The 22,747-nt window shown below is 59.2% G+C and carries 26 protein-coding genes; 1 reads left to right on the top strand and 25 read right to left on the bottom strand.

All coding sequences use genetic code 11. The features are described 5' to 3' along the window. Positions 1–397: 397 nt before the first annotated feature. From ACZOF8_RS09270 to mraZ, 21 genes are all read right to left on the bottom strand, one after another. Complete coding sequence (locus ACZOF8_RS09270) at positions 398–1,261, bottom strand: hypothetical protein (RefSeq protein ID WP_441369175.1); 864 nt, start codon at positions 1,259–1,261, stop codon at positions 398–400. Continuing rightward, positions 1,251–1,763, bottom strand: coding sequence for a hypothetical protein (locus tag ACZOF8_RS09275; RefSeq protein WP_022488215.1), 513 nt, complete (start codon positions 1,761–1,763; stop codon positions 1,251–1,253). Before ACZOF8_RS09275 ends, ACZOF8_RS09270 begins: the two co-directional genes overlap by 11 nt. Then, positions 1,741–2,067, bottom strand: a complete 327-nt coding sequence (locus tag ACZOF8_RS09280; RefSeq protein ID WP_022488216.1) for a hypothetical protein — start codon at positions 2,065–2,067, stop codon at positions 1,741–1,743. Before ACZOF8_RS09280 ends, ACZOF8_RS09275 begins: the two co-directional genes overlap by 23 nt. Further along, complete coding sequence (locus tag ACZOF8_RS09285; protein ID WP_308664420.1) at positions 2,054–2,521, bottom strand: hypothetical protein; 468 nt, start codon at positions 2,519–2,521, stop codon at positions 2,054–2,056. Before ACZOF8_RS09285 ends, ACZOF8_RS09280 begins: the two co-directional genes overlap by 14 nt. Further along, the gene (locus tag ACZOF8_RS09290; RefSeq protein WP_022488218.1) at positions 2,518–2,937 is read right to left on the bottom strand and encodes a type II secretion system protein; all 420 of its coding nucleotides are present in this window, start codon (positions 2,935–2,937) and stop codon (positions 2,518–2,520) included. Before ACZOF8_RS09290 ends, ACZOF8_RS09285 begins: the two co-directional genes overlap by 4 nt. Before the next feature lie 48 nt (positions 2,938–2,985). Next, positions 2,986–4,179, bottom strand: coding sequence for a type II secretion system F family protein (locus ACZOF8_RS09295; protein WP_154487270.1), 1,194 nt, complete (start codon positions 4,177–4,179; stop codon positions 2,986–2,988). Positions 4,180–4,330: 151 nt separating this feature from the next. Continuing rightward, entirely contained in the window at positions 4,331–4,795 is a 465-nt protein-coding gene (nrdR, locus tag ACZOF8_RS09300; protein WP_154487272.1) for a transcriptional regulator NrdR, read from the bottom strand. Positions 4,796–4,814: 19 nt separating this feature from the next. Beyond that, positions 4,815–5,936: a cell division protein FtsZ gene (gene ftsZ / locus ACZOF8_RS09305; RefSeq protein WP_022488222.1), complete on the bottom strand. Its 1,122-nt coding sequence runs from the start codon at positions 5,934–5,936 to the stop codon at positions 4,815–4,817. A gap of 144 nt (positions 5,937–6,080) precedes the next feature. Beyond that, a complete protein-coding gene (locus ACZOF8_RS09310; protein WP_022488223.1) occupies positions 6,081–6,407 on the bottom strand; it encodes a small basic family protein in 327 nt (108 codons plus the stop codon). Beyond that, positions 6,404–7,096 (bottom strand): DUF881 domain-containing protein, encoded by a 693-nt coding sequence (locus tag ACZOF8_RS09315; RefSeq protein WP_154487274.1) that lies wholly within the window; start codon positions 7,094–7,096, stop codon positions 6,404–6,406. Before ACZOF8_RS09315 ends, ACZOF8_RS09310 begins: the two co-directional genes overlap by 4 nt. 13 nt (positions 7,097–7,109) lie before the next feature. Beyond that, entirely contained in the window at positions 7,110–8,303 is a 1,194-nt protein-coding gene (locus ACZOF8_RS09320; protein ID WP_154487276.1) for a cell division protein FtsQ/DivIB, read from the bottom strand. A gap of 1 nt (position 8,304) precedes the next feature. Then, positions 8,305–9,237: a D-alanine--D-alanine ligase family protein gene (locus ACZOF8_RS09325; protein WP_154487278.1), complete on the bottom strand. Its 933-nt coding sequence runs from the start codon at positions 9,235–9,237 to the stop codon at positions 8,305–8,307. Between the two features lie 2 nt (positions 9,238–9,239). Next, positions 9,240–10,625 carry a UDP-N-acetylmuramate--L-alanine ligase gene (murC, locus tag ACZOF8_RS09330; RefSeq protein WP_022486901.1) on the bottom strand — a complete coding sequence of 462 codons (1,386 nt, stop codon included), beginning with the start codon at positions 10,623–10,625 and terminating at the stop codon, positions 9,240–9,242. Positions 10,626–10,638: 13 nt separating this feature from the next. After that, a complete protein-coding gene (murG, locus tag ACZOF8_RS09335; RefSeq protein ID WP_022486902.1) occupies positions 10,639–11,748 on the bottom strand; it encodes an undecaprenyldiphospho-muramoylpentapeptide beta-N-acetylglucosaminyltransferase in 1,110 nt (369 codons plus the stop codon). Next, positions 11,745–13,118, bottom strand: coding sequence for a UDP-N-acetylmuramoyl-L-alanine--D-glutamate ligase (gene murD / locus ACZOF8_RS09340; RefSeq protein WP_487426833.1), 1,374 nt, complete (start codon positions 13,116–13,118; stop codon positions 11,745–11,747). Before murD ends, murG begins: the two co-directional genes overlap by 4 nt. Positions 13,119–13,194: 76 nt before the next feature. After that, complete coding sequence (gene mraY, locus ACZOF8_RS09345; RefSeq protein ID WP_487426834.1) at positions 13,195–14,157, bottom strand: phospho-N-acetylmuramoyl-pentapeptide-transferase; 963 nt, start codon at positions 14,155–14,157, stop codon at positions 13,195–13,197. Further along, a complete protein-coding gene (locus ACZOF8_RS09350) occupies positions 14,151–15,533 on the bottom strand; it encodes a UDP-N-acetylmuramoyl-tripeptide--D-alanyl-D-alanine ligase (RefSeq protein WP_288311203.1) in 1,383 nt (460 codons plus the stop codon). The genes mraY and ACZOF8_RS09350 overlap by 7 nt, the downstream gene beginning before the upstream one ends. Beyond that, a complete protein-coding gene (locus tag ACZOF8_RS09355; RefSeq protein ID WP_487426835.1) occupies positions 15,526–17,019 on the bottom strand; it encodes a UDP-N-acetylmuramoyl-L-alanyl-D-glutamate--2,6-diaminopimelate ligase in 1,494 nt (497 codons plus the stop codon). Before ACZOF8_RS09355 ends, ACZOF8_RS09350 begins: the two co-directional genes overlap by 8 nt. Before the next feature lie 118 nt (positions 17,020–17,137). Next, on the bottom strand, positions 17,138–17,554 hold the full coding sequence (locus ACZOF8_RS09360; protein WP_022486907.1) for a septum formation initiator: 417 nt from the start codon (positions 17,552–17,554) through the stop codon (positions 17,138–17,140). A 28-nt stretch (positions 17,555–17,582) separates the two neighbouring features. After that, positions 17,583–18,512 (bottom strand): 16S rRNA (cytosine(1402)-N(4))-methyltransferase RsmH, encoded by a 930-nt coding sequence (gene rsmH, locus ACZOF8_RS09365; protein WP_370834521.1) that lies wholly within the window; start codon positions 18,510–18,512, stop codon positions 17,583–17,585. Between the two features lie 34 nt (positions 18,513–18,546). Then, complete coding sequence (gene mraZ, locus ACZOF8_RS09370) at positions 18,547–18,966, bottom strand: division/cell wall cluster transcriptional repressor MraZ (RefSeq protein ID WP_487426836.1); 420 nt, start codon at positions 18,964–18,966, stop codon at positions 18,547–18,549. Positions 18,967–19,435: 469 nt separating this feature from the next. Here mraZ and ACZOF8_RS09375 point away from each other — a divergent pair, with 469 nt between their 5' ends. Continuing rightward, positions 19,436–19,657, top strand: a complete 222-nt coding sequence (locus tag ACZOF8_RS09375) for a DUF1858 domain-containing protein (RefSeq protein WP_022486910.1) — start codon at positions 19,436–19,438, stop codon at positions 19,655–19,657. A gap of 84 nt (positions 19,658–19,741) precedes the next feature. Here the strand turns inward: ACZOF8_RS09375 and pyrE are convergent, their stop codons facing one another. From pyrE to ACZOF8_RS09395, 4 genes are read right to left on the bottom strand one after another with little or no spacing between them, the layout of a single operon-like run. Beyond that, positions 19,742–20,314, bottom strand: coding sequence for an orotate phosphoribosyltransferase (gene pyrE, locus ACZOF8_RS09380; protein WP_154487286.1), 573 nt, complete (start codon positions 20,312–20,314; stop codon positions 19,742–19,744). Continuing rightward, a complete protein-coding gene (gene pyrF, locus ACZOF8_RS09385) occupies positions 20,315–21,034 on the bottom strand; it encodes an orotidine-5'-phosphate decarboxylase (protein WP_022486612.1) in 720 nt (239 codons plus the stop codon). Between the two features lie 12 nt (positions 21,035–21,046). Beyond that, positions 21,047–21,985, bottom strand: a complete 939-nt coding sequence (locus ACZOF8_RS09390; protein WP_279126091.1) for a dihydroorotate dehydrogenase — start codon at positions 21,983–21,985, stop codon at positions 21,047–21,049. Then, positions 21,979–22,746, bottom strand: coding sequence for a dihydroorotate dehydrogenase electron transfer subunit (locus ACZOF8_RS09395; RefSeq protein WP_481143487.1), 768 nt, complete (start codon positions 22,744–22,746; stop codon positions 21,979–21,981). The genes ACZOF8_RS09390 and ACZOF8_RS09395 overlap by 7 nt, the downstream gene beginning before the upstream one ends. Position 22,747 lies beyond the last annotated feature (1 nt).

Genomic DNA, 22,747 nt, shown 5'->3' on the forward strand with positions numbered 1-22,747 from the left:
GCCCGCGTGCTCCACCTCAGGAGCGACAACACCCGATGTTGTCCCGCCGACTCCTCCTGGGCCTGCCCTCCCGGCTCCCGGAGAATTGATGTATACTCGTACAAAGTACCAGCAAGGCCGGAGGGCAAGTCCGCCCTGCAGGGGCGGACTTTTTGTTGGTGAAATCCGTCCGTCAGATTCCAGGCCAGGTGCGGGAGATGTGCCCAGATACGCGAAAGGGGAAATTTGGTGCGTGGCATAGTACCCACACCCCGACTTCTTCCCTGGGCGTCAGAGTGGGTCAGATGCGCGAAAGGGGAGATTTTGAATGGGCAGCCCAACCGGGCTCCTTCCAGGCCAGGCGCACGAGATGGGTCCAGATGCGCGAAAGCAGATGGGCCCATATCGTGCGCCTGGGTTATGCGATAGCCTTTGTGCGGAAAACCCCCACCACCCCCTCGCTCTTCACAAACTCCGCCCCCTTTTTCACCACTATGGGCCCCCGGCAGGCCAGGATCCCGGTTACGTGGGAGCCTGGTTCCAGGGTCAGGGTTCCGGTGGCGTAAAGGTAGGCATCTTCCAGGCGGGCGCCTTTTTCCACGGTAATATCCCCGTTGGCCAGGAACCGGAAATCCCCCTTGCAGCGGAAGCCCTGACGGAACCGGATGCTCCCCCGGTTCACCAGCACCCCGCTGCCCTGGAGCAGCACTGTCCGGCCTGTTTTTTCCGGCCACTGGAGGGTTTCCCGGCCATAGCAGAACACTTTTTCCACCGGGGCTTCCATCCGCCGGGAATCAGGCAGGGACCAGGCAGGCTTCCGCCCGAACAGGGACCAGTCCACAAACAGCTTCCCCTCCTTCCGTCCCTCCGCCCAGATGCCGGTTTCTGGAAAGATCTCCCCAGGCTCTGTACCGGGCATCCGGATTTCATACCGCCGGCCTTTCATCAGTTCTTCTCCGGTTTCCCGGTGGAGCCGGAGGACTTCTTCCCGGATCCGGCCCTCCTGGATGGTTTCCAGGGAAGCATAGACCAGCGGTCCCTCCGGCTGGAACCGGACCGGTTCCAGCTGCCGCTTTTCTCCCGGTGCCAGGAAGGGCTCTCCCTCCCGGATCCCGCACAGGCTCCGGAACAGGACAGCGTCCTGCCGGGCCTCCTGCTTCAGCTGCCAGTCCTTCAGAGCCTGGCGGGTCACCCCCAGAAGCCCGGCCCACACCGTGCCCAGGAGCCCCAACCCCACCAGCAGCACCAGGCTGATCATCCCGGGAGATTTCTTACCGGCCATAGGGCAGCACCTCCTTCCACACTTTCTCCTGACCGGTTTTCCGATCCCGGAGGGTCAGCTCCCAGGCCAGTTTTCCCGGCTCTGGAAGGGAAGCGGAAAAATTCTCCACCTGCACATGTTCCGGAGAGACCGCCAGACTCACCGGGTTGTGCTTCCGGGGTTTCCAGATCTTTACGTACAGGGTGGGCCAGGGCCGTTTGGCGGTGGTCATGACGAACCAGGATTCCCAGGCGGCATCCGGCCTTCCGTAACACCGGACTTCCGTGCCATGGTCCCCCTGGAACACCCGGACCTGTTCCACTTCGTAAAAGAACCGGCTTTCCAGCCGGGAGTGGAGGTCCTGTTCCAGCCGGTCCAGTTCTCCCTGGGTCCAGCAGCTTTCCATGAACCGGCACAAGTTGGGCAGTCCCTGGAGCAGCTGGCACAGCACCAGGGTAAAAAGGGCCAGGGCCCCCAGCCCTTCCGCCAGCAGGCTTCCTTTACTTTTTCTCATACCGGGCATAGCAGCAGCGTCCTTTCCCCCGGCGGGTGAGGCAGATTTTCCGGAGCATCACCCCGGGCAGCTGGGGCACCGGTTCCAGAACGGTTTCTGTCTCCCACTCCGGGTCCGGGAAAGGCGGATTTTCCCCCTCCTCCAGGAGCCGGACCGCCAGCCGGCTTCCCGTTTCCAGTTCCCGGCGGAGCCGGACGCCCTGGAGAGCCAGCCGGGAGCCCGCTGCAAAGGACAGGGCCGCCGCCCCCAGAAGGAACACCGCCAGGATTCCGTCCAGCAGGAAGAACCCGGGCTGCCGTTTACCGGAATCCATGGTATTCCATCCGTCCCACAAAGTGGGAAAAGGAAAGGAGCTGGTACCGGTCAGGATCCGCCTGTTGGCAGACGGCCACCGCAAACCCCTCTTCCCCGTTGCCGGTGGGGGTGAAGCCTCCTTCAAAGGTCCGGACCCGGAAATCCTCCAGACCCAGGGAAGGATAATCCAGCACAGTCCGCTGCCTGGTCCCGTATTGGCCATACACCTGGCTGCCCTTTGGATTCATGGAAAACCGTACATGGTTGCTGTGGAGGTACTGGGCCCGCTGCTGGAGGGCGGTAAAGGTGCTGCCGGCGGCCCGGGCTCCCAGCTGGAGCCGGAACCCATTGGCAAGCTCCTGCCACCGGGACAGACAGGGCAAAAGAGCCAGGACCAGCCCCAGACAAAGCCCCAGCACCAGGAGCAGTTCCGTCAGCACAAAGCCGCCCTGCCGACGGACCCTGGGATTCATGCCTCTGCTCCTTTCTTTTCTCCCAGGGTGTCGCTGGACACTTTCTCCCCGTTGCTCAAAGTGGCGGTGAACACGTACTCCCCGTCGGTTTCGCTCATGGAGATCTTGCTGTAGTCCCGGTTGGGCACGTATTTCTTGTCCACCAGACTCTGGATGTCCCGGGGCTTTTCCGCCAGTTCCAGTTCGTACAGCTGGGCGCCGCTCTGGAGCAGGGCCATGTCGGAAATCAGCTGGCTGTCCCGGGACCGGTCCATGGCGCTGCGGATGGAGGGCAGCAGGAAAGCAGCCAGGCCCCCTATGATGGCCAGGACGGCAATCAGTTCGATGAGGGTGAAACCGGGCTGCTTCTTCCGGCGGATCGTGTTGGCAGGTTGGGTTGCTTTCAGGATACAATTGGTTTTCATCGTTGTCTGCATTTCTTTCTCCTTTCGTGAGACAGAGCATAGATTCAATAGGTCAATGAATCAGGGCACCAGGGGCAGTCCCTGGAGCAGGGCAAAAAGCGGGGACAGGAGCAGCACCAGCATGGCCGTACAGCCCCCGGCCAGGACCAGGAGCAGCACCGGTTCCAGCAGGGTTTTGGCCTGTTTCAGCCGGTTCTGGAAATCCTGGTCCAACAAATGAGCGGCTTCCGTCAAAAGAGCCGGCAGGTGGCCGCTTTCTTCTCCCAGGGCGGCAAATTCCACCGCCAGGGGACTCAGGAGCAGAGGCTGCTGCCGGGCGGCGCCTGCCAGGGACGATCCTGCCACCACCGCCTGTTCCATGGCCCTGGCACAGGTCCGGCAGGGCCCTTCCGGCAAAATCTGAGCCGCCTGAGGCAGGGCCCGGTCCAGAGGCAGGCCGCCCCTAAGCAGCAGGGCCAGGAGCCCCAGGAAACGGATTTCCCAGAAGGTCCGGACCCAGTTCCGGATCAGGGGCAGCCGGGGCAGCCACCGGGACTTTTTCCGCCACACCAGAAGGAGCCCGGCTCCCTGGAGAATCAGAAGACCCAGGAACACCAAAGGATGCGCCTGGAAGCTACGGACCACCGTAAGGAGCAGCCGGAAGCCCGCCGCCGGTTCCAGCCGGAGGGACTGGTACAGGTCCCCCAAAAGGGGCACCACCAGCCAGCAGAACACTCCGGTAAGCACCAGGGACAAGCCCAGCACCAGCGCCGGATACAGACAGGCCTGGAGCACTGCTTTCTGATTCTCCCGTTTTTTCTGATAAAATACCGCCAGCTGTTGGAATACCAGAGGCAGCTGACCGCTGTTCTCCCCGGCTGCCGCCAGAGGGCCTGCCAGCTTGCCCACCTGCTTTTCCTGCTGCCGGAGGGCCTGGGACAGGGAAAAGCCCCGGCCCAGGGCGTGGTCCAGTTCCCGGCACAGCTCCTTCACCGCAGGGGAACTGTGGCCTTCCAGAGCCCGGAGGGCCCGGAGGATGGGCAGACCTCCCTGGAGCAGCAGTCCCAGCCGGCGGAAGAAGGTTTCCCGGTCCAGGTCTCTCAGAGAACGCTTCCCCTGGAACTGTTTTTCCAGGAAGTTATCCCTCCGTAGCTGAAGGATATAGGGATACTGCCGGGCCAGTTCCTTCCCGGCCTCCTCCAGGGTGGCTGCAGAAAGGGTCCCCTGGCACAGCTGTCCTTCCCGGGTACGGGCTTTCCAGTGAAACTGTTCCATCTGTTTCACCTCCTTTCCCTGTTACCCTTCGAGGTCCAAAGAAAAATTCCTTCCCCAGTGGAAAAATCGGGCTATTAACGGCAAAAATCGGCAGCGAACAAAAAAAAAGCTGTGAAAAAATGATTTCTCATTTTTTCACAGCTTTTTTTATTTACTTTCCTTTTCCCTTATCCAGCATATTCTGGATTTCCTGCATGAAGCTGTTCACGTCGGCGAACTGGCGGTACACGGAGGCGAACCGCACATAGGCAATCTGGTCGATCTTTTCCAGACGGGCCATGACCACTTCTCCGATTTTCGTGGATTTCACTTCATTTTCCCCGGACGCCCGGATCTCGTTCTCGATCTGACTGGTGAGAGACTGGATCTGTTCGTAGGTAAAGGGCCGTTTTTCAAAGGCCCGCAGGAGTCCGGCCAGGATTTTCTTGCTGTCGAACATTTCCCGCCGGCCATCCCGTTTGATGACCAACAGAGGGATCTGTTCATATTTTTCGTAAGTCGTGAAACGCCGTCCGCAGCGGGGACATTCTCTACGCCGCCGGATGGACGCCCCCTCTTCAACGGAACGGGAATCGATGACACGGCTATCTTCGCAGCCACAGAATGGACATTTCATAACCTACACCCCCAGTTCCTTATTTGTTGCGGATCCAGGGCGGAATCTCCGAAGTGGGAGAAGTAAAGCTGCTCACCTTGGAACCGGCAGCTTCTTCAGCAGCCTTGGTGATCCGGCTGGTGGAAGTCTGGGGTTTTACAAAGGAAGCAGGTTTCGGGGTAGTGGTACCGGCAGCCGGTTTCCCTTCGTCGATGCCGGTGGCGATGACGGTGACACGGATTTCGTCTTCCATGCTTTCGTCGATGTTGGCCCCGAAGATGATGATGGCATCAGGATCCACCACATCGGTGATGATCTTGCTGGCTTCGTTCACATCCATCAGGCTCAGGTTGGGGCCGCCGGTGATGTTCAGCAGCACCCCTTTGGCGCCTTCGATGGTGGAATCCAGCAGGGGGCTCTTCACAGCGTTTTCAGCTGCAGCCGCAGCGCCTTCGTCACCCTTGGCGGTGCCGATGCCCATCATGGCGGAACCGGCGTTGGTCATAACGGCCTTTACGTCGTTGAAGTCCACGTTGATCAGACCGGGGACACTGATCAGGTCAGAGATTCCCTGTACGCCCTGGCGCAGCACATCATCGGCCAGTTTGAAGGCATCTTTCATGGAAGTCCGTTTATCCACAACCTGGAGCAGACGGTCGTTGGGGATGGTGATCAGGGCATCCACCTTGGCTTTCAGGTTGGCAATCCCCTGTTCAGCCACGTTGAAACGACGGCGTCCTTCAAAAGAGAAAGGCTTGGTCACAACGCCAACGGTGAGAGCACCGGCCTGTTTGGCCATTTCTGCCACCACATGGGCTGCACCGGTACCGGTACCGCCGCCCATACCAGCGGTAATGAAGACCATGTCAGCACCTTTCACGCATTCTGCCAGTACGTCTTTGGATTCTTCTGCAGATTTTTCCCCTACTTCCGGGTTGGCCCCTGCACCCAGGCCTCTGGTTTCGTCCTCACCGATCTGGATCTTGGTGGGGGCGCTGGATTTTTTCAGCTGCTGCGCATCGCAGTTCACAGCGACGAATTCCACACCCTGGAGTCCGGCCTCGATCATGCGGTCCACGGCGTTGTTGCCGCCGCCGCCCACACCGATGACCTTGATTTTTTCCAGGGGCTGATCCATCGTATCTTTGTCTGCCTCAAACATGTTTCATGGTCCTCCTCATCTATTGTGTGATTGGATAGTTTGTTTCTTCGTACACTATATCTAGTATACCATTTAACAGATAATATTTCATCCCCATTTTGGGGAAAATTTTGCCTTCTTTACCGGAGATTGTTCACCGAACCATCAGCTCCCCATCAGCAGCCGCCGGATAATGGCGATGTTGTTGAAGATCCGCAGACCGAAGGCGATCAGGGCCACATAGTACAGGTCGATCCCCAGCCGGTATCCGAAATAGCACAGGAACACGGCGAAGATCCCGTTGGCAAAGAAGCCGCTGAGGAAGATCCGGTGGTCGAAATGACCTTCCAGGGAAGATCGGAAGCCGCCGAACGCCGCATCCAGGCAGCCCATGAAAGCCACGGCCACCAGTTTGCTGTACATGGGCGGCACCACCGGGAAATAGGCTCCCAGAGCAATGCCCGCCGCCAGTCCCAACAGGGCATAGATCATTTGGCTCCCCCCTCTTCCAGCTTGGCATATTCAAAATGACGGGTTCCCTTGTAGGCAGGGATCTCCACGCTGTCCTTTTTCTTCACGTCCACGGAAATCCCCCAGAACTTCAGGGTTTCCACCACTCCGCCCCGGAGCCGCAGGGCGCTTTCCAGAGTCTGGGGATCCCCGATGGCCCGGATCTCGTAGGGCGGGGTGAACCGGGTGTTGTTCACCGAAACAGTGGGCCCGGCGCACCGGACTTCCGATACATCCAGCAGCCGTTCCTTGTTGATGGCCAGGGCTTCCGCCCCTGCGGCCCGGAGTTCGTTCAAAAGCCGCAGCAGATCATCATCGTGGATCACATACAGGTTGGGGTTCTCCCCGGCCTTGGGTTTCACCTGGCTGTCGTTCACCGTGACCACCACCCCGGGGCCTTTCAGGGCCACTTCCCCGGATTTGATCTTCAGGTCGTTAAGGACTTTCTTGTCCCCGCCGGCTCCCTGGGTCTCCAGTTCTTCCAGCCGGTTGGCCAGTTCCTTGTTTTCCTTTTCCGCGTTCTTCAGTTTCTCCACCAGATCTTCCGCCCGCTGCTGGTTCACAGACTGTTTGGCCTGTTCCGCGCTGCGGAACTGGGTGGATATCATGGTGCCCACGATCAGGCACACCAGAAACAGGAAGAACTTCTCTCTATGACTGCGAAAGACCATGGCATTCTCCTTGTTACAGTTTAATATACGGTTTTTCGTAGGTCAGGTCGATATACTGCGCCTTGATTTTCTTGGCTTCCAGTTCCTGGCAGATGGCCTTGAAGGTCTTCAGCTTGCTCTGGGCATTTTCATAGGTGCCCAGGATCACCGGGATCCCGTTGTGCAGGTAGATCTTCAGGCTCTTGTTTTCGTCCACATGGATTTCCATGATCCGTTCCTTCAGCTCCGGATCCAGTTTCCGGAGGAAGCTCAGGATCCCCTGGATTTCTTCATCTTCCGTCATATCCCCCAGTTCCCCCTGGGCAATGTGCCAGCCGGACACAAAGGGAGCGTCTCCCCCGGTGATTCCGTCTGCCAGGCCGATAATGTGGCCGGTAGGATCCAGCTTGGCATACTGGGTCCCTTCCATGGCCACATACAGAGCCGGCTGCCGGTCCGTGATCACCACCCGGAGGATGTTGGGCCAGCCCAGGGCCAGGTCGGCCTTTTCCACCCGGTAGTCACTCCGGAGACTGGTAAGGAGCTTCTTCCGGTTGATGTTGAAGATGTTCAGCGGATCACCGGCGTCCCCCATTTCCTTCACTTCATCCAGGGTCACCACTGTGTTCCCGGTGACTTCCAGCCGGCCAAAAGCCAGCCAGGGCTGGTGGAGGGTCACATAGGAGGCAATCAGGAGAGCCACGGAACCCAGGAGCAGCAGCACCCGGGGCCAGTTCAGCCGGCGTTTTCCACGGCGCCGGGTCCCTTTTTTGCCTGTTTTTTCAGATCCGGCAGGTGCTGCCGCCTTTTTCCGCCTCCGGAACCGGCTGGTCCCCGGTTCCTTCTGTTCCAGGGCTTCCGCCTTCTGTTCCTGCCGGAGCCGGAAGGTTTCCCGTCCAACCGCCCGGTCTTCCAGGGCTTTCCGTTCCGCCTCTTCCGTCCGGCCGTAAATATAGGCCTGGGCTTCCTGACGGACTTTTTCCCGTTCCTTCTGCCGTTCCTGCTCCTCTTTCCGCCGCTGTTCCTGGCGGAGCCGGGCTGCCCGCATTTCCTGCCGGAAGGTGCTGGTTTCCCGGTGTCCTTCCGAAGGGTTCCGGGAACTGCTGCTCCCATCCCCCTCCTGCCGGCTGCTGTCCCGGCTCAGCCGCCGGGTCCTTTCCTGCCCTGGCTGCCGGCTTTCCGGCCGCTTCCGGCCGATCTTGGGCTGGAACCAATTGGGCCGTTTCATGTCAGTGGGCCGTCTTCAGGATCTTTTCACACAGATCCGGGAAGGAAATACCCATGGCGGCAGCGGCCTTGGGGATCAGGCTGGTGGCAGTCATCCCGGGGATGGTGTTCACTTCCAGGGCGATGCAGTCCCCGTTGTCCGCCAGCATCAGGTCCGTCCGGGCCACACCGCTGCAGCCCAGGGCTTCGTAAGCGGCCACGGCGATCTTCTGGAGCCGCTTGGTGGTTGCTTCATCAAAGGGAGCCGGGCAGGTGTAGGTGGTGGCCCCTTTGGTGTACTTGTTGTGGAAATCGTAGAAGTTCACATGGGGTTCGATGAGCACCAGCGGCATGGGGATGGCCCGGCCGTCTTCTTCCATCATCACCCCGGCGGCCACTTCCTTGCCGGTGAAGAAGGCTTCGCACAGCACACGGTCCCCGTACTGGAAGGCTTCCTGCAGGGCATCATCCAGCTGCTTTTCATCCTTTACGATCACTACCCCGATGCTGGAGCCCTGGGTGGCCGGTTTTACCACACAGGGGATGCCGATTTCCTTCAGGATCCGGTCCTTGGGGTCCTGGTCCCGCTTCTTGTCCAGAAAGATGCATTTGGCGGTAGGCACATGGTTGTTCTGGAACAGATGCTTGGTGTACACCTTGTCCATGGCCAGGGCGCTGGCCAGTACTCCGCTGCCCGTATAGGGGATCCCCAGCATTTCCAGGATGCCCTGGAGCCGGCCGTCTTCCCCGTAGAGCCCGTGGACGGCGTTGAACACCACCTTGGCGCCGGAGGCCTTCAGCTGGTCCACGATGTGTTCCGGATCCAGGTCGATGGCCACTGCATCATAGCCTTTTTCCTTCAGGGCATTCAGGATGGCGTTCCCGGTATTCAGGGACACTTCCCGTTCTTTGGAAGGTCCGCCCATGACCACTGCCACACGATCTTTTTTATCCATTGTCAGTTCCTCCGTTCCAGTGCCTGTACCAGATGTTCTCCCAGTTTGTAGATGTCCCCGGCCCCGATGGTCATGATCAGGTCCCCGCTCTGGGCCTCATGTTCCAGATGGTCCAGGATGGTGGGCTGGTCAGCCATGTATTCCACTTCCTGACCGGTGGTGGTCCGTACCTTGTCCGCCAGCATTTTTCCGGTGACCCCGGGAATGGGATCCTCACTGGCTGCATAGATGTCGGTGACGATCAGCCGGTCCGCATCTTTAAATGCCACGGCGAATTCGTCCAGGAGCAGCTGGGTACGGGTGTACCGATGAGGCTGGAACACCACGATCAGCCGTTCCGGATGGGTCTGCCGGGCCGCCTTCAGCGTGGCCATGATTTCCGTGGGATGGTGGGCATAGTCGTCCACCACCCAGACGCCGTCCACTTTCCCCTTGGTTTCGAACCGGCGCTTGGCTCCGCTGAATTTTTCCAGGGAAGCCAGGATGTCCGGCAGGGGCAGTCCCAGTTCCCGGGCAGCGGCAATGGCCCCCAGGGAATTGAGCACATTGTGCCGGCCGGGGATGATCAGATGGCCCTGACCGATGGTCTCTCCCTGGTACACCACATCGAAATGGGTACCGTCCGTGCCGTAGATGATGTTCCTGGCCTGGTAATCTGCATCCTGGCTATCGATGCCATAGCTGATCACCTTTTTGTCCGTGGCTTCCCCGATGGTCCGCACCCGGTCGTTGTCATAGCACAATACGGCGCAGCCTTCGTCCTTGATCTGGGAAACGAACTGAGCAAAGGCCTTCTGGATGTTTTCCTGGCTGCCGTAATGGTCCAGGTGGTCGTCTTCGATGTTGGTGACCACCGCAATGTAGGGATTGAACTTCAGGAAGGAGCCGTCGCTTTCATCGGCTTCTGCCACCACATAGTCGCTTTTGCCGTTGGCCGCATTGGACCCCAGGTTGTTTACGATGCCCCCCACCACAATGGTGGGATCCAGGCCGCAGTCGCTGGTGATGCAGCTGAGCATGGAGCTGGTGGTGGTCTTCCCGTGGGCCCCGGCCACCGCAATCCCCTTGTGCTTGTTCATGAGATACGCCAGCACGTCGCTCCGGTGGATCACCGGCACCTGGCGCCGGTGGGCTTCCACCAGTTCCGGGTTGTCAGGATGGATGGCAGTGGACACCACCACCACTTCCGCCCGTTCGATCTGACAGGCAGCGTGGCCGATGAATACCAGGGCCCCTTCCTTGGCCAGCTTGGTGGCCATGTACCCGGGTTTGGCATCGGAGCCGGACACATGGTACCCCCGTTTGATCATCACGTAGGCCAGGGCACTCATCCCCGCTCCCCCGATGCCGATGAAATGTATGTTTTTGATTTTATCCAGATCAACCAATGGTCTCTTCCTCCTATTTGTTCCCTTCGGCCAGTGCCAGTGCCTGTTCCGCAATGGCATCCGCCGCCTGGGGCATGGCGCACCGCAGGGCGCTCCGGTGCATGGTCTCCAGCCGTTCCGGTTCCTGGAGCAGTTTTTCCACTTCTCCCAGCAGCCAGTCCCCGTTCAGGTCCTTGTCCAGCACCACCAGGGCCGCTCCTTTGGCCGCCAGGGCCCGGGCATTGTATTCCTGGTGGTTGGCTGTGGCATAGGGATAGGGAACCAGGATGGAGGGGATTCCCTTCACCATCAGTTCCGCCAGCCCGATGGCTCCCGCCCGGGAAACCGCCAGATCCGCCGCTGCCAGGGCCAGGGGCATATCGTGGAGATAGGGCACCACATGGATGTTCCCGGCATGGAGCACCTGGTCTCCCAGGGCTTCCGCATGCTTTTCATACCCTACGGTACCGGTGGCGTGGAGGATCTGGATCCGGGGATTCCCGGCCAGCTGCTGCTCCACAGTCACCATGGCCTGGTTGATGGTCCGGGCCCCCCGGCTGCCCCCGAAGGCCAGCAGGGTGGTCTTGTCCGGATCCAGGCCGAACTTCTTCAGGCCTTCTTCCCGGCTGGCATCCAGGATCTCCTGGCGTACCGGGTTGCCGGTATAGACTTTCTGGGCATGGGAGGCGAAATACCTGGCTCCCTCTTTATAGCCCAGGAACACCCGGTCCACAAACCGGGACAGGATCTTGTTGGTGACCCCGGGCATGGCGTTCTGTTCCTGGATGCAGGTGGGCACCCGTTTCATGGCCGCCCAGAACAGAATGGGCCCGCACACGTAGCCCCCGGTGCCGATCACCAGGTCCGGATCGATCCGGTTCAGCAGGGTGTAGGCTTCCTTCAGCCCCAGGAGCAGTTCCCCGGCGCTTTTCAGGGTGCCCAGGCCCAGATGCCGTTCAAAGCCTGCCACTTTGATGAATTCCAGGGGATATCCGTACCGGGGGATGATGTCCTTTTCCAGCCCTTTCCGGGTCCCCACAAAAGTGATTTCACAGTCAGGGTCCAGCCGCCGCAGCGCCCCGGCAATGGTCAGTGCCGGATAGATGTGGCCGCCGGTGCCCCCACCGGACAGTACGACTTTCACGCTTCCGCCTCCTTGGCCAGATCATGGACGATCTGCTTGAATACCCGGCCCCGTTCCGGGAAGTTGGCGAACATGTCATAGGAAGAGCAGGCCGGGGACAGGAGCACCACCTGAGGGGCTTTTGCCATGGCATAAGCCTTCCGCACTGCATCTTCAAAGGTGCCGTCGATCATGATGATGTTCTGGACTCCGTGTTTTTTGGCTGCTTCACAGAACCGCTGCCGGGCTTCTCCCAAAAGGATCAGGGCATCGGTCTTGGCCTTTACCGCTTCCATCAGGTCATCCAGACTGGTCATTTTGTCGTGGCCTCCCGCCAGCAGGATCACATGGCCGTCCTTGAAGGCTTCCAGGGCCTTGATGGCGGAATCGGTGTTGGTGGCCTTGGAATCGTTGTAGTATTTCACCCCGTTGATGGTGGTCACATATTCCAGCCGATGTTCCACACCCCGGAAGGCTTTCAGCACCCGGGCCATGTTTTCCGGAGTGACTCCGGCGAAATGGGCGGACAGGCAGGCCGCCAGCACGTCCTGTTCGTTGTGGGCCCCGAAGATCTGGAGATCGGACACCTGGCAGATCTTTTCTTTCTTCCCGTCCAGGGCCAGGGTGAACCATCCGTCTTCAATGAAGCCCCCTTCCGGCAGTACCTTCTGGGTGCTGAACCAGACCACCCGGCTTCTGGCCTTGTCCCCCAGTTTGCTGGAAACCGGGTCGTCAGCGTTGAGGATCAGGATCTGATCCGGAGTCTGGAAGGCGAAGATCTTGGATTTGGCGGCCACATAGCCGGCCATGTCCCCGTGCCGTTCAAAATGGTCCGGAGTGATGTTCACAATGCAGGCCACATCGGGGGCCAGGCTGGTGGTCCCTTCCAGCTGGAAGCTGGACAGTTCCGCCGCCACCCAGGAATCTGCGTCCAGGTCCTGGAGTTCCTTGCTGAGGGCAAAGCCGATGTTCCCGGCTACGGTGGTCTTCACCGGCAGGGTGGCCAGCATTTCTCCCAAAAGGGTGGTGGTGGTGGTCTTCCCGTTGCTGCCGGTTACGGCGCACCAGTGGCCTTTGTACAGCCGGCTGGCTTCTTCCGCTTCGGCGATGATTTCCATTTTCAGGTCCCGGGCCTTCTTCACCGTTTCCGTGGTAAAGGGGATCCCGGGAGAGATAATGAACAGATGGCACTGTTCCAGATAGGGTTCCGGGTCCGTATCCTGGACATATTCCCCGCCCCGGGCTTCAAAAGCCTTCAGCCAGGCCGGATCCAGGTCCTTTTTGTCATCGTTGTATAAGATTACGGCAGAGCCCTTCTGGGCCAGGACTTCCGCAACGCCCTGGCCGCTGATTCCGGCCCCGTACACAAAGATTTTCTTTTTGTCATCCATGATGATGCCCCCCAAGTTTATGTTTATCGTTCAGCAGACCGGGTCTCGAGACTCGTGACTCAAGACCCGTGACCTTTTACCTGGCCAGATACAGCCCCACCCCCAGCAGGGAGAACAGGCAGCTGGCCAGGAAGAACCGCTTCACTACAGTGACTTCCTTCCAGCCTCCCAGTTCAAAATGGTGATGGAGAGGAGCCATCCGGAAGATCCGCTTCCCGTGAGTCATTTTGAAATACCCCACCTGGAGCATTACGGACAGGGCTTCCAGCACGTAGATGCCTCCGATCACCACCAGGAGCAGTTCCGTATGGGTCCCGATGGCCACGGCAGCCACCGCCCCACCCAGAGCCAGGGAACCGGTGTCCCCCATGAAGCACTTGGCCGGGTGATGGTTGTAAATGAGAAAGCCCAGGCAGCAGCCCACAATGGACAGGGCAAACAGGGCTTCCGGCAGGAGATGGCTGGCAAAACCGATATAGGCAAAAGCCAGCATCACCGGAATGGTTACGCTGGAAGCCAGTCCGTCCAGGCCGTCGGTCAGGTTCACCGCATTGGTGGTGCCCACCAGGAGCAGCAGCAGGAACAGGTAATACCCGGCTCCCAGGTCCACAGCGGTATTCACCACCGGTACCCAGATCCGGGTGCTGTATACGGTCACGTCTCCGGGATACAGCAGGTAGACAGCCGCCACCAGGATCTGGAGGGCCATCTTCTGTTTGGAGGTAAGCCCCAGATTCCGCTTGAAGAAGATCTTCAGGCCGTCATCGATGAACCCGATGACCCCGTATCCCACAAACAGCCACAGGGCCACAATGGTCCGGGAATCCAGCGGGATCCACACCAGAGAAGCCACAATGGCCGCGGCGATCATCATCAGGCCTCCCATGGTGGGAGTACCGTTTTTCTTCAGATGTTCCTTGGGCCCGCATTCCCGGATGCTCTGGCCGAAATGCCATTTGTGGAGCAGCGGCAGCAGGAACCGGCCGAAAATGGCCGTCAGAACAAAGGAAGTGACCAAGATGCCCACACCGCTCAGCATGTTTTGGCCCCCTTCCGGAACACCGTATCAATGAGGGAAAAGACTTCCATCCCATGGGAGCCCTTCAGCAGCACCACATCGTCGGGCCGGACCAGATTGGCCAGTACGGGAGCCGCTGCCTCCTTGTTTTCCACATAGTGGACGGGAACCCCGGCTTTTTCGGCCGCTTCCGCCGTGTACCGGCTTTCCGGTCCGTAGCAGATCAGTTCTTCCACCCCGTATTTTCCGCACCATTCCCCCACCTGGGTATGGCCGCTCTGGGAATGGGCCCCCAGTTCCAGCATATCCGCCAGCACTGCAACGGCCCGGCCTTTCCCCTGGTTCTTCACCACATCCCGGAGGGTCTGGAGCGCCACTTCCATGGAAGCCGGACTGGCGTTGTAGGCGTCGTTGATCACCGTCACCGGGCCGAAATGGAGGATTTCCTGGCGCATGCCCGTCATCTTCAGGTTTTCCAGGCCCCGGGCGATGGCTTCGTCAGGGACGCCGTACACTTCCCCTACCGCCACCGCAGCCAGGGCGTTCATCACATTGTGCCGTCCCAGCAGAGGCAGCTTCACTTCCTGGGTATTCCCGGTGATCCGGCTCCGGTACACGAACCGGGTGGCCAGACCGTCGGCGGAAATCTCCACCGCCTTTACGTCTGCGTCGCTGTCGATGCCGTAGGTGTGGACCGTGGCTCCCGTTTTCATGACGCTGACCCGGGGATCATCCCCGTTCAAAAAGGCATGGTTTTGGGGCGTAAAATCCTCCAGGATCTCACTTTTGGCTTTGGCGATGTTTTCCAGGGATCCCAAAAGTTCCAGATGGGTATCCCCCACATTGGTGATCACCGCTGCATCGGGAACGGCAATGTGCTTCATGGCCCGGATCTGTCCCAGGCCCCGCATGCCCATTTCCACCACAGCCATTTCCGTATCCTCCCGGATGGTGAGCAGGGTCTTGGGCAGGCCGATTTCGTTGTTGAAGTTGGCCTGGGTCTTGATCACCCGGTATTTTTCTCCCAGCACCGCCGCAATACAGTCCTTGGTGGAGGTCTTGCCGTTGCTGCCGGTAATGGCGATCACCGTCAGGCCCTTTTTGTCCAGCCGGTACCGGCTGGCGATCTTCTGGTAGGCTTCCAGGGTATCCGGCACCAGGATGCACCGGTCCGCCGGCACCCCTTCCGGCACTTCCGAGACCACCGCTCCCCGGGCCCCGTCTTTCAGGGCCTGGGCCACGAACCGGTGGCCGTCGAATTTTTCCCCTTTCAGGGCCACAAACAGGCACCCGGGCACAATGGCCCGGGAGTCCGTAGTAACATCCGTGAACTCTTCTCCGTCCTCAAAGGCCATGGGCACCTGGAGGGCGTTTTTCAGCAAAGCAGCATCAAGCATTGGTCTTCCCCTTCTGGAAAAAGTCACGTACCACTTCTCCGTCGTCAAAATGGATGGTCCGGTCCTTCAGGATCTGGTAATTTTCGTGACCTTTTCCCGCTATCATCACCACATCTTCCGGTTTGGCATGGGCCATGGCATAGTCGATGGCTTTCCGCCGGTCGGTGATCTTGTGGATTTCTTTTCCTTCCGGATTTTCTTTCAGTCCTTCTTCAATATCCCGGATAATGGCTTCCGGGTCCTCGGTCCGGGGATTATCGCTGGTGACGATGACAATGTCCGCCAGATTGAGGGCAATCTGCCCCATAATGGGCCGTTTCTTCCGGTCCCGGTCTCCCCCGGCTCCGAAGATCACCCACAGTTTCCCTTTGGTGATCTGCCGGGCGGTCTTCAGCACGTTTTCCAGGCCGTCCGGGGTGTGGGCATAATCCACCACCACCGTAAAAGGCTGGCCTGCATGGATCAGCTGGAACCGGCCGGGGACCCCAGCGAAATCGTCCAATCCCCGGATAATGTCCTCCCGGGTCAGGCCTTCTGCAATGGCGGCGCAAATGGACCCCATTACATTGTACACGTTGAATTCCCCGGTAATGTGGAGCTTCAGGTCCATTTCTCCCACCGGAGTATGGAGGTTCAGTTCCATATGAGTGGCGGCCACGTGGAAGGTCAGGGGGTACACATCGTTGTCCTTCCCCTTCCCGTAGGTCATGATCTTTGTCTTCACCCGGGGCATGATCAGGGCAGAGCTGGGGTCATCGCTGTTGAACACCGCCGTTTTGTTGGGCTTTACCCCTTCATGGAGACGGGTGAACAGCAGGGCCTTGGCTTCCCGGTAGTTTTCCATGGTCTTGTGGAAATCCAGATGGTCCTGGGTGATGTTGGTCAAGACCGCCGTATCATATTCAATCCCTGCCACCCGGTCCAGGGCCAGGGCATGGGAAGAAACCTCCATGACACAGGTGTCACAGTGGCTTTCCACCATTTCATAGAGCATTTTCTGCAGATCCACCACATCAGGGGTGGTGTTGTGGCTGGTGCGGACCTGGTCACCGATCATCACGTTGATGGTGCCGATGAGCCCCACCTTGTGGCCGGTCCGGTTCAGAAGGGTCCGGAGAATATTGGTGGTGGTGGTCTTCCCGTTGGTGCCGGTGACTCCGATCATCCGCATTTTCCGGGCAGGCCAGTCGTAGAACCAGGGTGCCAGGCTCTTCACCGCTTCCTGGGTGCTGGGGACTCGGATCACCGTCATCCCTTCCGGCACTTCCGTGTCTGCTTCCGTCAGGGCCGCCACTGCGCCCTGGGCTGCGGCCTTGGCAATGTATTTGTGGCCATCGGTGTTGACCCCTTTGATGCATATAAAAAGGCTGCCGGGACCGGCGGTCCGGGAATCGATGGTCAAATCGCAAACAGTCCGATCTGCCCCATTCCCTGCAACCACGGCACCAGGCAGCTGTCTGATTACATCCTGCAGTTTTCTTTCCATGTTGATCCCCCTTATGATTGGCAGACAACTGGAAAACAGGCTGTCTGCCAATGGCTATGTGGGCCTTTCGGGCCCGGTTTGGGCAGGCTGCTGCCCAAATCAAAGGCAGCTCCGCTGCCTACTCTCTTACATAAATGTTGCTCCGGGCGGTCTGCATGCCCAGTTTCTTTTCGGCTATGCTGGTGATCCGCTCCGGGCTCCGGAGCCGTTCCACGTCGATTTTCAGGGTCTCGTTCTCGTCCAGGCACTGGGCCTCTACGGCCTTGAGCTTCACCAGATCGTCAGAACGGGCGAAGAACAGCTGACTGAGAGCCACATTCACGAATATTAATGATAATACCAAACAGGCATAAAATGCAACCCGACGCAGCACAATATTTTCCTTCTTTACGGTTTTTTTCGGTTTGGACGTCTGCTGCCGCTGCCGGGGACGGGAAGGCGCAGGAGTCTCCTCTTCCTGCACGGCTGCAGAACCGTAGGTATAGTATTTCTGAGACGGCCACTCCATGGGTCGGCTGTTTTTCCTGGTATCCATGCTGCCTCTCCTTCGTTGGTTTGTTGTTTCAGATCTTCACGGCCCCCCGCAGCCGGGCGCTTCTGGCTCTGGGGTTGTCCGCCAGCTCCTCTTCGCTGGGAGTGAATTCCTTCAGTTTCTTCAGTTCCGGCTTCCGTCCGCAGACGCACACCGGCAGTTCCGGCGGGCAGATGCATCCCCGCTGGAGCCGTTTGAAGGCCTGTTTGATGATCCGGTCTTCCAGAGAATGGAAGGTGATCACCCCGATATGGCCTCCCGGTTTCAGATGATGGACCGCCGCTTCCATGGTGGCATCCAGGATCTTCAGTTCGTCATTCACTTCGATCCGGATGGCCTGGAAGGTCCGTTTGGCCGGATGGGGTCCGTCCTGACGGGCCCCCTTGGGAATGGCCGCCTTGATGATGTGGACCAGTTCCCCGGTGGTCCGGATGGGATGGTCCTTCCGGGCTGCCACAATGAACTGGGCGATCCGTTTGGCCCACCGTTCTTCCCCGTATTTGTAGATGATCCCGGCTAGGTCGTCTTCCTTGTACCGGTTCACCACCTGTTCCGCCGTCAGGCTGGCCTCCTGGTCCATCCGCATGTCCAGAGGCCCGTCATGCATGTAGGAGAACCCCCTCTCCGGGGTATCCAGCTGATAGGAGGACACTCCCAGGTCGAACAGGATCCCGTCCACCTGGGGGATCCCCAGATCTTCCAGGATGGCATCCAGGTTCCGGAAATTGTTGTGGACGATCTTTACCTGGCACGGGGCGTCCTTCAGCCGCTCGGTGGCCGCTGCAATGGCGTCCTCGTCCTGGTCGATGCCGATCAGCATCCCCTCCGGGTCCAGCAGTTCCGTAATCCGGTGGGAATGGCCGGCCCCGCCCAGCGTGCAGTCCACATAGATCCCCTTGGGATCCGTAACCACCCACCGGACACTTTCTTCCAATAATACACTTTTATGGACAAATTCCATCTCTATTCCTCATTCTATCTGCCGTTGACCGCTTTTATTCAAAATCCAATTCTTCGATCAGTTCCGCCACATCGTTTTCCACGGCCTTGGTGTAATCCGCATAGCGCTGGGCATCCCAGATTTCCGCCTTGCTCCCCACCCCCACGATCAGGGCCGTTTCCCCGATCTGGGCATAGGTCCGCAGGTTGGCAGGCAGCAGGATCCGGCCCTGTTTGTCCGGCTCCACCTCACAGGCGCCGCCGAAAATGAACCGGGACACATCCCGCATCTTCTGCTTGGGCATCATTTTCTGGGCAAAGCTGTTCTTCAGTTTTTCCCAGGCTTCCAGAGGGTACACGTCCAAACAACCGTCCACCCCTTTGGTAACAACAAAGGAAGGGCCCAGGTTCTCCCGCATCTTTGCCGGGACGAACAGACGGCCCTTGCTGTCCAGCGCATGTTCAAATTCGCCCATCAGCATCGGCCATCCCACCCTTCCCAAAAAAATTCGCCACTTTCCACCACTTTTCCCCATTATAGAATGTTTTCCATGAAAAAGCAATGAAAAACCGGTCAAGACACCCGGAAGGCAGGGGTCAGGTGGTTAGGTGGCTCACGGATCCGTAGGGGCGGCAGGCCCGGCCGCCCGCCCCCATTTCCCGCCAGGCGCGGAAGATGGGTCGAAATTCACGAGTCTGGATGGCATGAGCCAGTCCATTCCTTCCAGGCGCGGAAGATGTACCCAGATACGCGAAAGCAGCGGATTTTGACTGGGGCATAGTACAAGGACGTACATGTCACAGTCAAAATCCGCTGCTGACAAAGTAGATGGGTGCATATTCCGCGCCTGGGTTATGCGTTAGCCATTGCGTTAGCCATATTGTTCCTTGACAGACTATGGTATAATAAATCATACCCATTAAATGTAATTGAGGAGGATTCAGATGGAAAAGGTTACTGCTGATTCCAGCATTATTGAAACGGTGCAGATGCACCCTGAAATTGTCAACATTTTTATGCAGTATGGTCTGGGCTGCATCGGCTGCATGGCCGCCAACTTCGAAACCATCGGCCAGGGCGCCGCTGCCCACGGCATCGACGTAGATGCCCTGATCGCCGACATCAACGACTGCATTGCAGAAGTTGAAGGGGAAGAAAAGAAATAAGGAAAAAGGGGCTGTCCTTCCGGACAGCCCCTTTTTTGTCACTGGTCAGTGACCGGGGGTGTGAAGTTTTTCACACCCCCTTTTTTATTTCCCCGTCCGGCCCCGCTGGGTCAGAGGCACTCCCTGTTTGCACAGAGGGCAGTCTTCCGGTTTGTAGGCTTCCACGTCCAGGCGCAGCAGAGGCTCGGTGCGGACACCGAAATCCACTTTGCCGCCGCTCCGGTCCACCAGGAGGCCTACGCCTACCGGCACGCCGCCTTCGCTCTTCACCACGTCCAGCACTTCCCGTACACTGCCGCCGGTGGTGACAATGTCTTCCACAATCAGTACCCGGGTCCCCGGTTCAATGTGGAACCCTCTCTTGAAGGTCATCTTCCCGTTCACCCGTTCCGTGAAGAAGAACCGGGTGCCCAGGTTCTTGGCCACTTCATAGGCCAGCAGGATGCCGCCGGTCATGGGGCCCACCACCAGTTCCACGTTGTCGTTGACGAACCGGGCAGCGATTTCCTTGCACAGGGCTTCCGTGTACCGGGGCTGCTGCAGCACATTGAATTTTTCCACATAAGTGGGGCTGTGGAGGCCGCTGGTCAGCAGAAAATGACCATGCATCACCGCGTTGGTTTCTTCCAGCATATGCAGTACCGTTGTATCGTTCATTTAAAAAGCTCCTTCCATTTCTTCCAGGATCTTCCGTACAGCTTCCTGTTTGTTTTCCGCCTGGGTAATGGGCCGTCCCACCACCAGATGGGTGGACCCGTTGCCGATGGCAGCCGCCGGGGTGGCAATCCGGCTCTGGTCGTTGGTGGCAGCCCAGGCCGGCCGCACCCCGGGGGTCACAATGAGGAAATCTTTCCCGCATTTTTCCCGGATCCCGGCCGCTTCCCGGGGCGAAGCCACCACCCCGTCCAGGCCGCTTTCTTTGGTAAGGGCCGCCAGGTCCAGTACCTCTTCCCCAATGGGTTTGGCATAGTTCAGAGGCTTCCACTGGGCTTCATCCATGCTGGTGAGTACGGTGACGGCAATCAGTTTGGGTGCAGGCCGGCCCAGTTCCGCCGCCGCTTCCTTCACCGCCTTCATGCCTTCCGCCATCATCTTGGGGCCTCCCACCGCGTGGACGTTCATGATATCCGCTCCCAGCCGGGTCAGCACGGCCAGGCTGTGAGCCACCGTATTGGGGATGTCCTGGAGCTTCAGATCCAGGAACACTTTTTTGTCCTTGTCCTTCAGGTACCGGATGATGTCCGGACCGGCCCCGTAGAACAGTTCCATCCCCACTTTGTAAAAGGTCACTGCATCCCCCAGTTCTTCCACCAGGGCTTTGGCCCGGTCAAAGGTGGGGAAATCCAGGGCCGTGATCAGTCTGTCTCTTGCATCCATGGGTTCCACTCCTCAGTTCCGTCCCGGCAGGGCCTGTCCCCGGAGTTCCTCCAGAGAAGCCGCCCCGCTGGCGTCCAGATAATCCTGGATCCCCTGGCTGATGGTTTCTGCCAGGCTGGGATCCGTAAAGCTGCAGGTGCCCACAGCCACCGCCGTGGCCCCGGCCAGGATGAATTCCACCGCATCCTGCCAGCAGCTGATGCCCCCCATGCCGATGAGAGGCACCTTCACTGCCTGGGCCACCTGGTACACCATGCGCACGGCCACCGGGTGCACCGCCGGGCCCGAAAGGCCTCCCACGATGTTTCCCAGCACCGGCCGCTTCTTCTGGATGTCGATCTTCATCCCCACCAATGTATTAATGAGGGAAATGGCGTCGGTGCCGGCGGCTTCCACCGCCCGGGCAATTTCCGTAATGTCCGTCACATTGGGAGACAGCTTGGTGATCACCGGCTTATGGGTATGGGACTTGGCCGCCTGCACCACTTCTCCTGCCGCATGGCAGTCGGTGCCGAAAGCCAAGCCTCCCTGGGCCACGTTGGGACAGGAAATGTTCAGCTCGATGGCGTCCACTCCGTCCACATCCAGCAATTCCGCCAGGGTGCCGTAGTCTTCCGCACTGTCCCCGTCGATGTTCACGATCACCGGGGTCTTGGTCACCTGCCGGAGATGGGGCAGGGTTTCCTTCAAAAAGTATTCCACTCCGGGGTTTTCCAGCCCCACACAGTTCAGCACTCCCGCCGGGGTTTCCACCAGCCGCTGGCCCTTGTTCCCGGGCCGGGGCTTCAGGGTGGTCCCCTTTACGGTAATGGCGCCGATATGGTCCAGGTTGAGGAAATCCGTAAATTCCAGACCGAACCCGAAAGTGCCGGAAGCAGTGGTCACCGGTGTCTTCATGGTCACCCCCGCCAGGTTCACCTGCATCCGGGGATCTTCATAAGGCTTCACCATTCCACCACCTCCTGGCTCCAGAACACCGGGCCGTCCTTGCAGATCTTCATCCGCTTGCCGCCTTTTCCTTCGCAGGAGCAGGACAGACAGGCACCCAGGCCGCAGCCCATGTATTTTTCCAGGGATACCTGGCAGGGCACCCCGTACTGGTTCACCACTTCCACCACAGCCTTCATCATGGGGCTGGGGCCGCACACGTACACGCAGTCATACTGTCCCGTGGCCAGAAGCCCGGGCAGCACCGCGTTCACCGTGCCCTTCACCCCGTAGGATCCGTCATCGGTGGTTTCATACTGTTTGGCGGTTTTGTCCTTGAACAGGTCCGCCCAGAACACTTCCGCTTTGGTCCGGCCCCCTACGATCACTTCCATTTTGTGATCCGGGTCCGCCTGAGCCAAAAAGTGGAGAGGGGCCAGGCCCATGCCGCCGCCCACCAGGAGACCCCGTTTGGCCCCCAGATGGAACCCGTGGCCCAGAGGCCCCACCACACTGATGGGATCCCCGGCCTCCATGGCGTCCATAAGCTCTGTGGTTTCTCCCACGATCCGGTACATCAGGGAAAAAGTCCCGGCCGCCCGGTCCACCCCGGCCACCCCGAAGGGCCGCCGGAGCAGGGGCTGATGGAGCTTGTTCACCCGTACCGTCACAAACTGTCCCGGCTGGGCCGCTGCCGCCACTTCCGGACAGCGGATTTCCATGAGCCGGATGTCCCCGGAAAGTTTCTCCTGCCGGACAATGGTTCCTTCCATATATACTGCCATG

It is taken from the genome of Acidaminococcus sp., assembly GCF_057597765.1.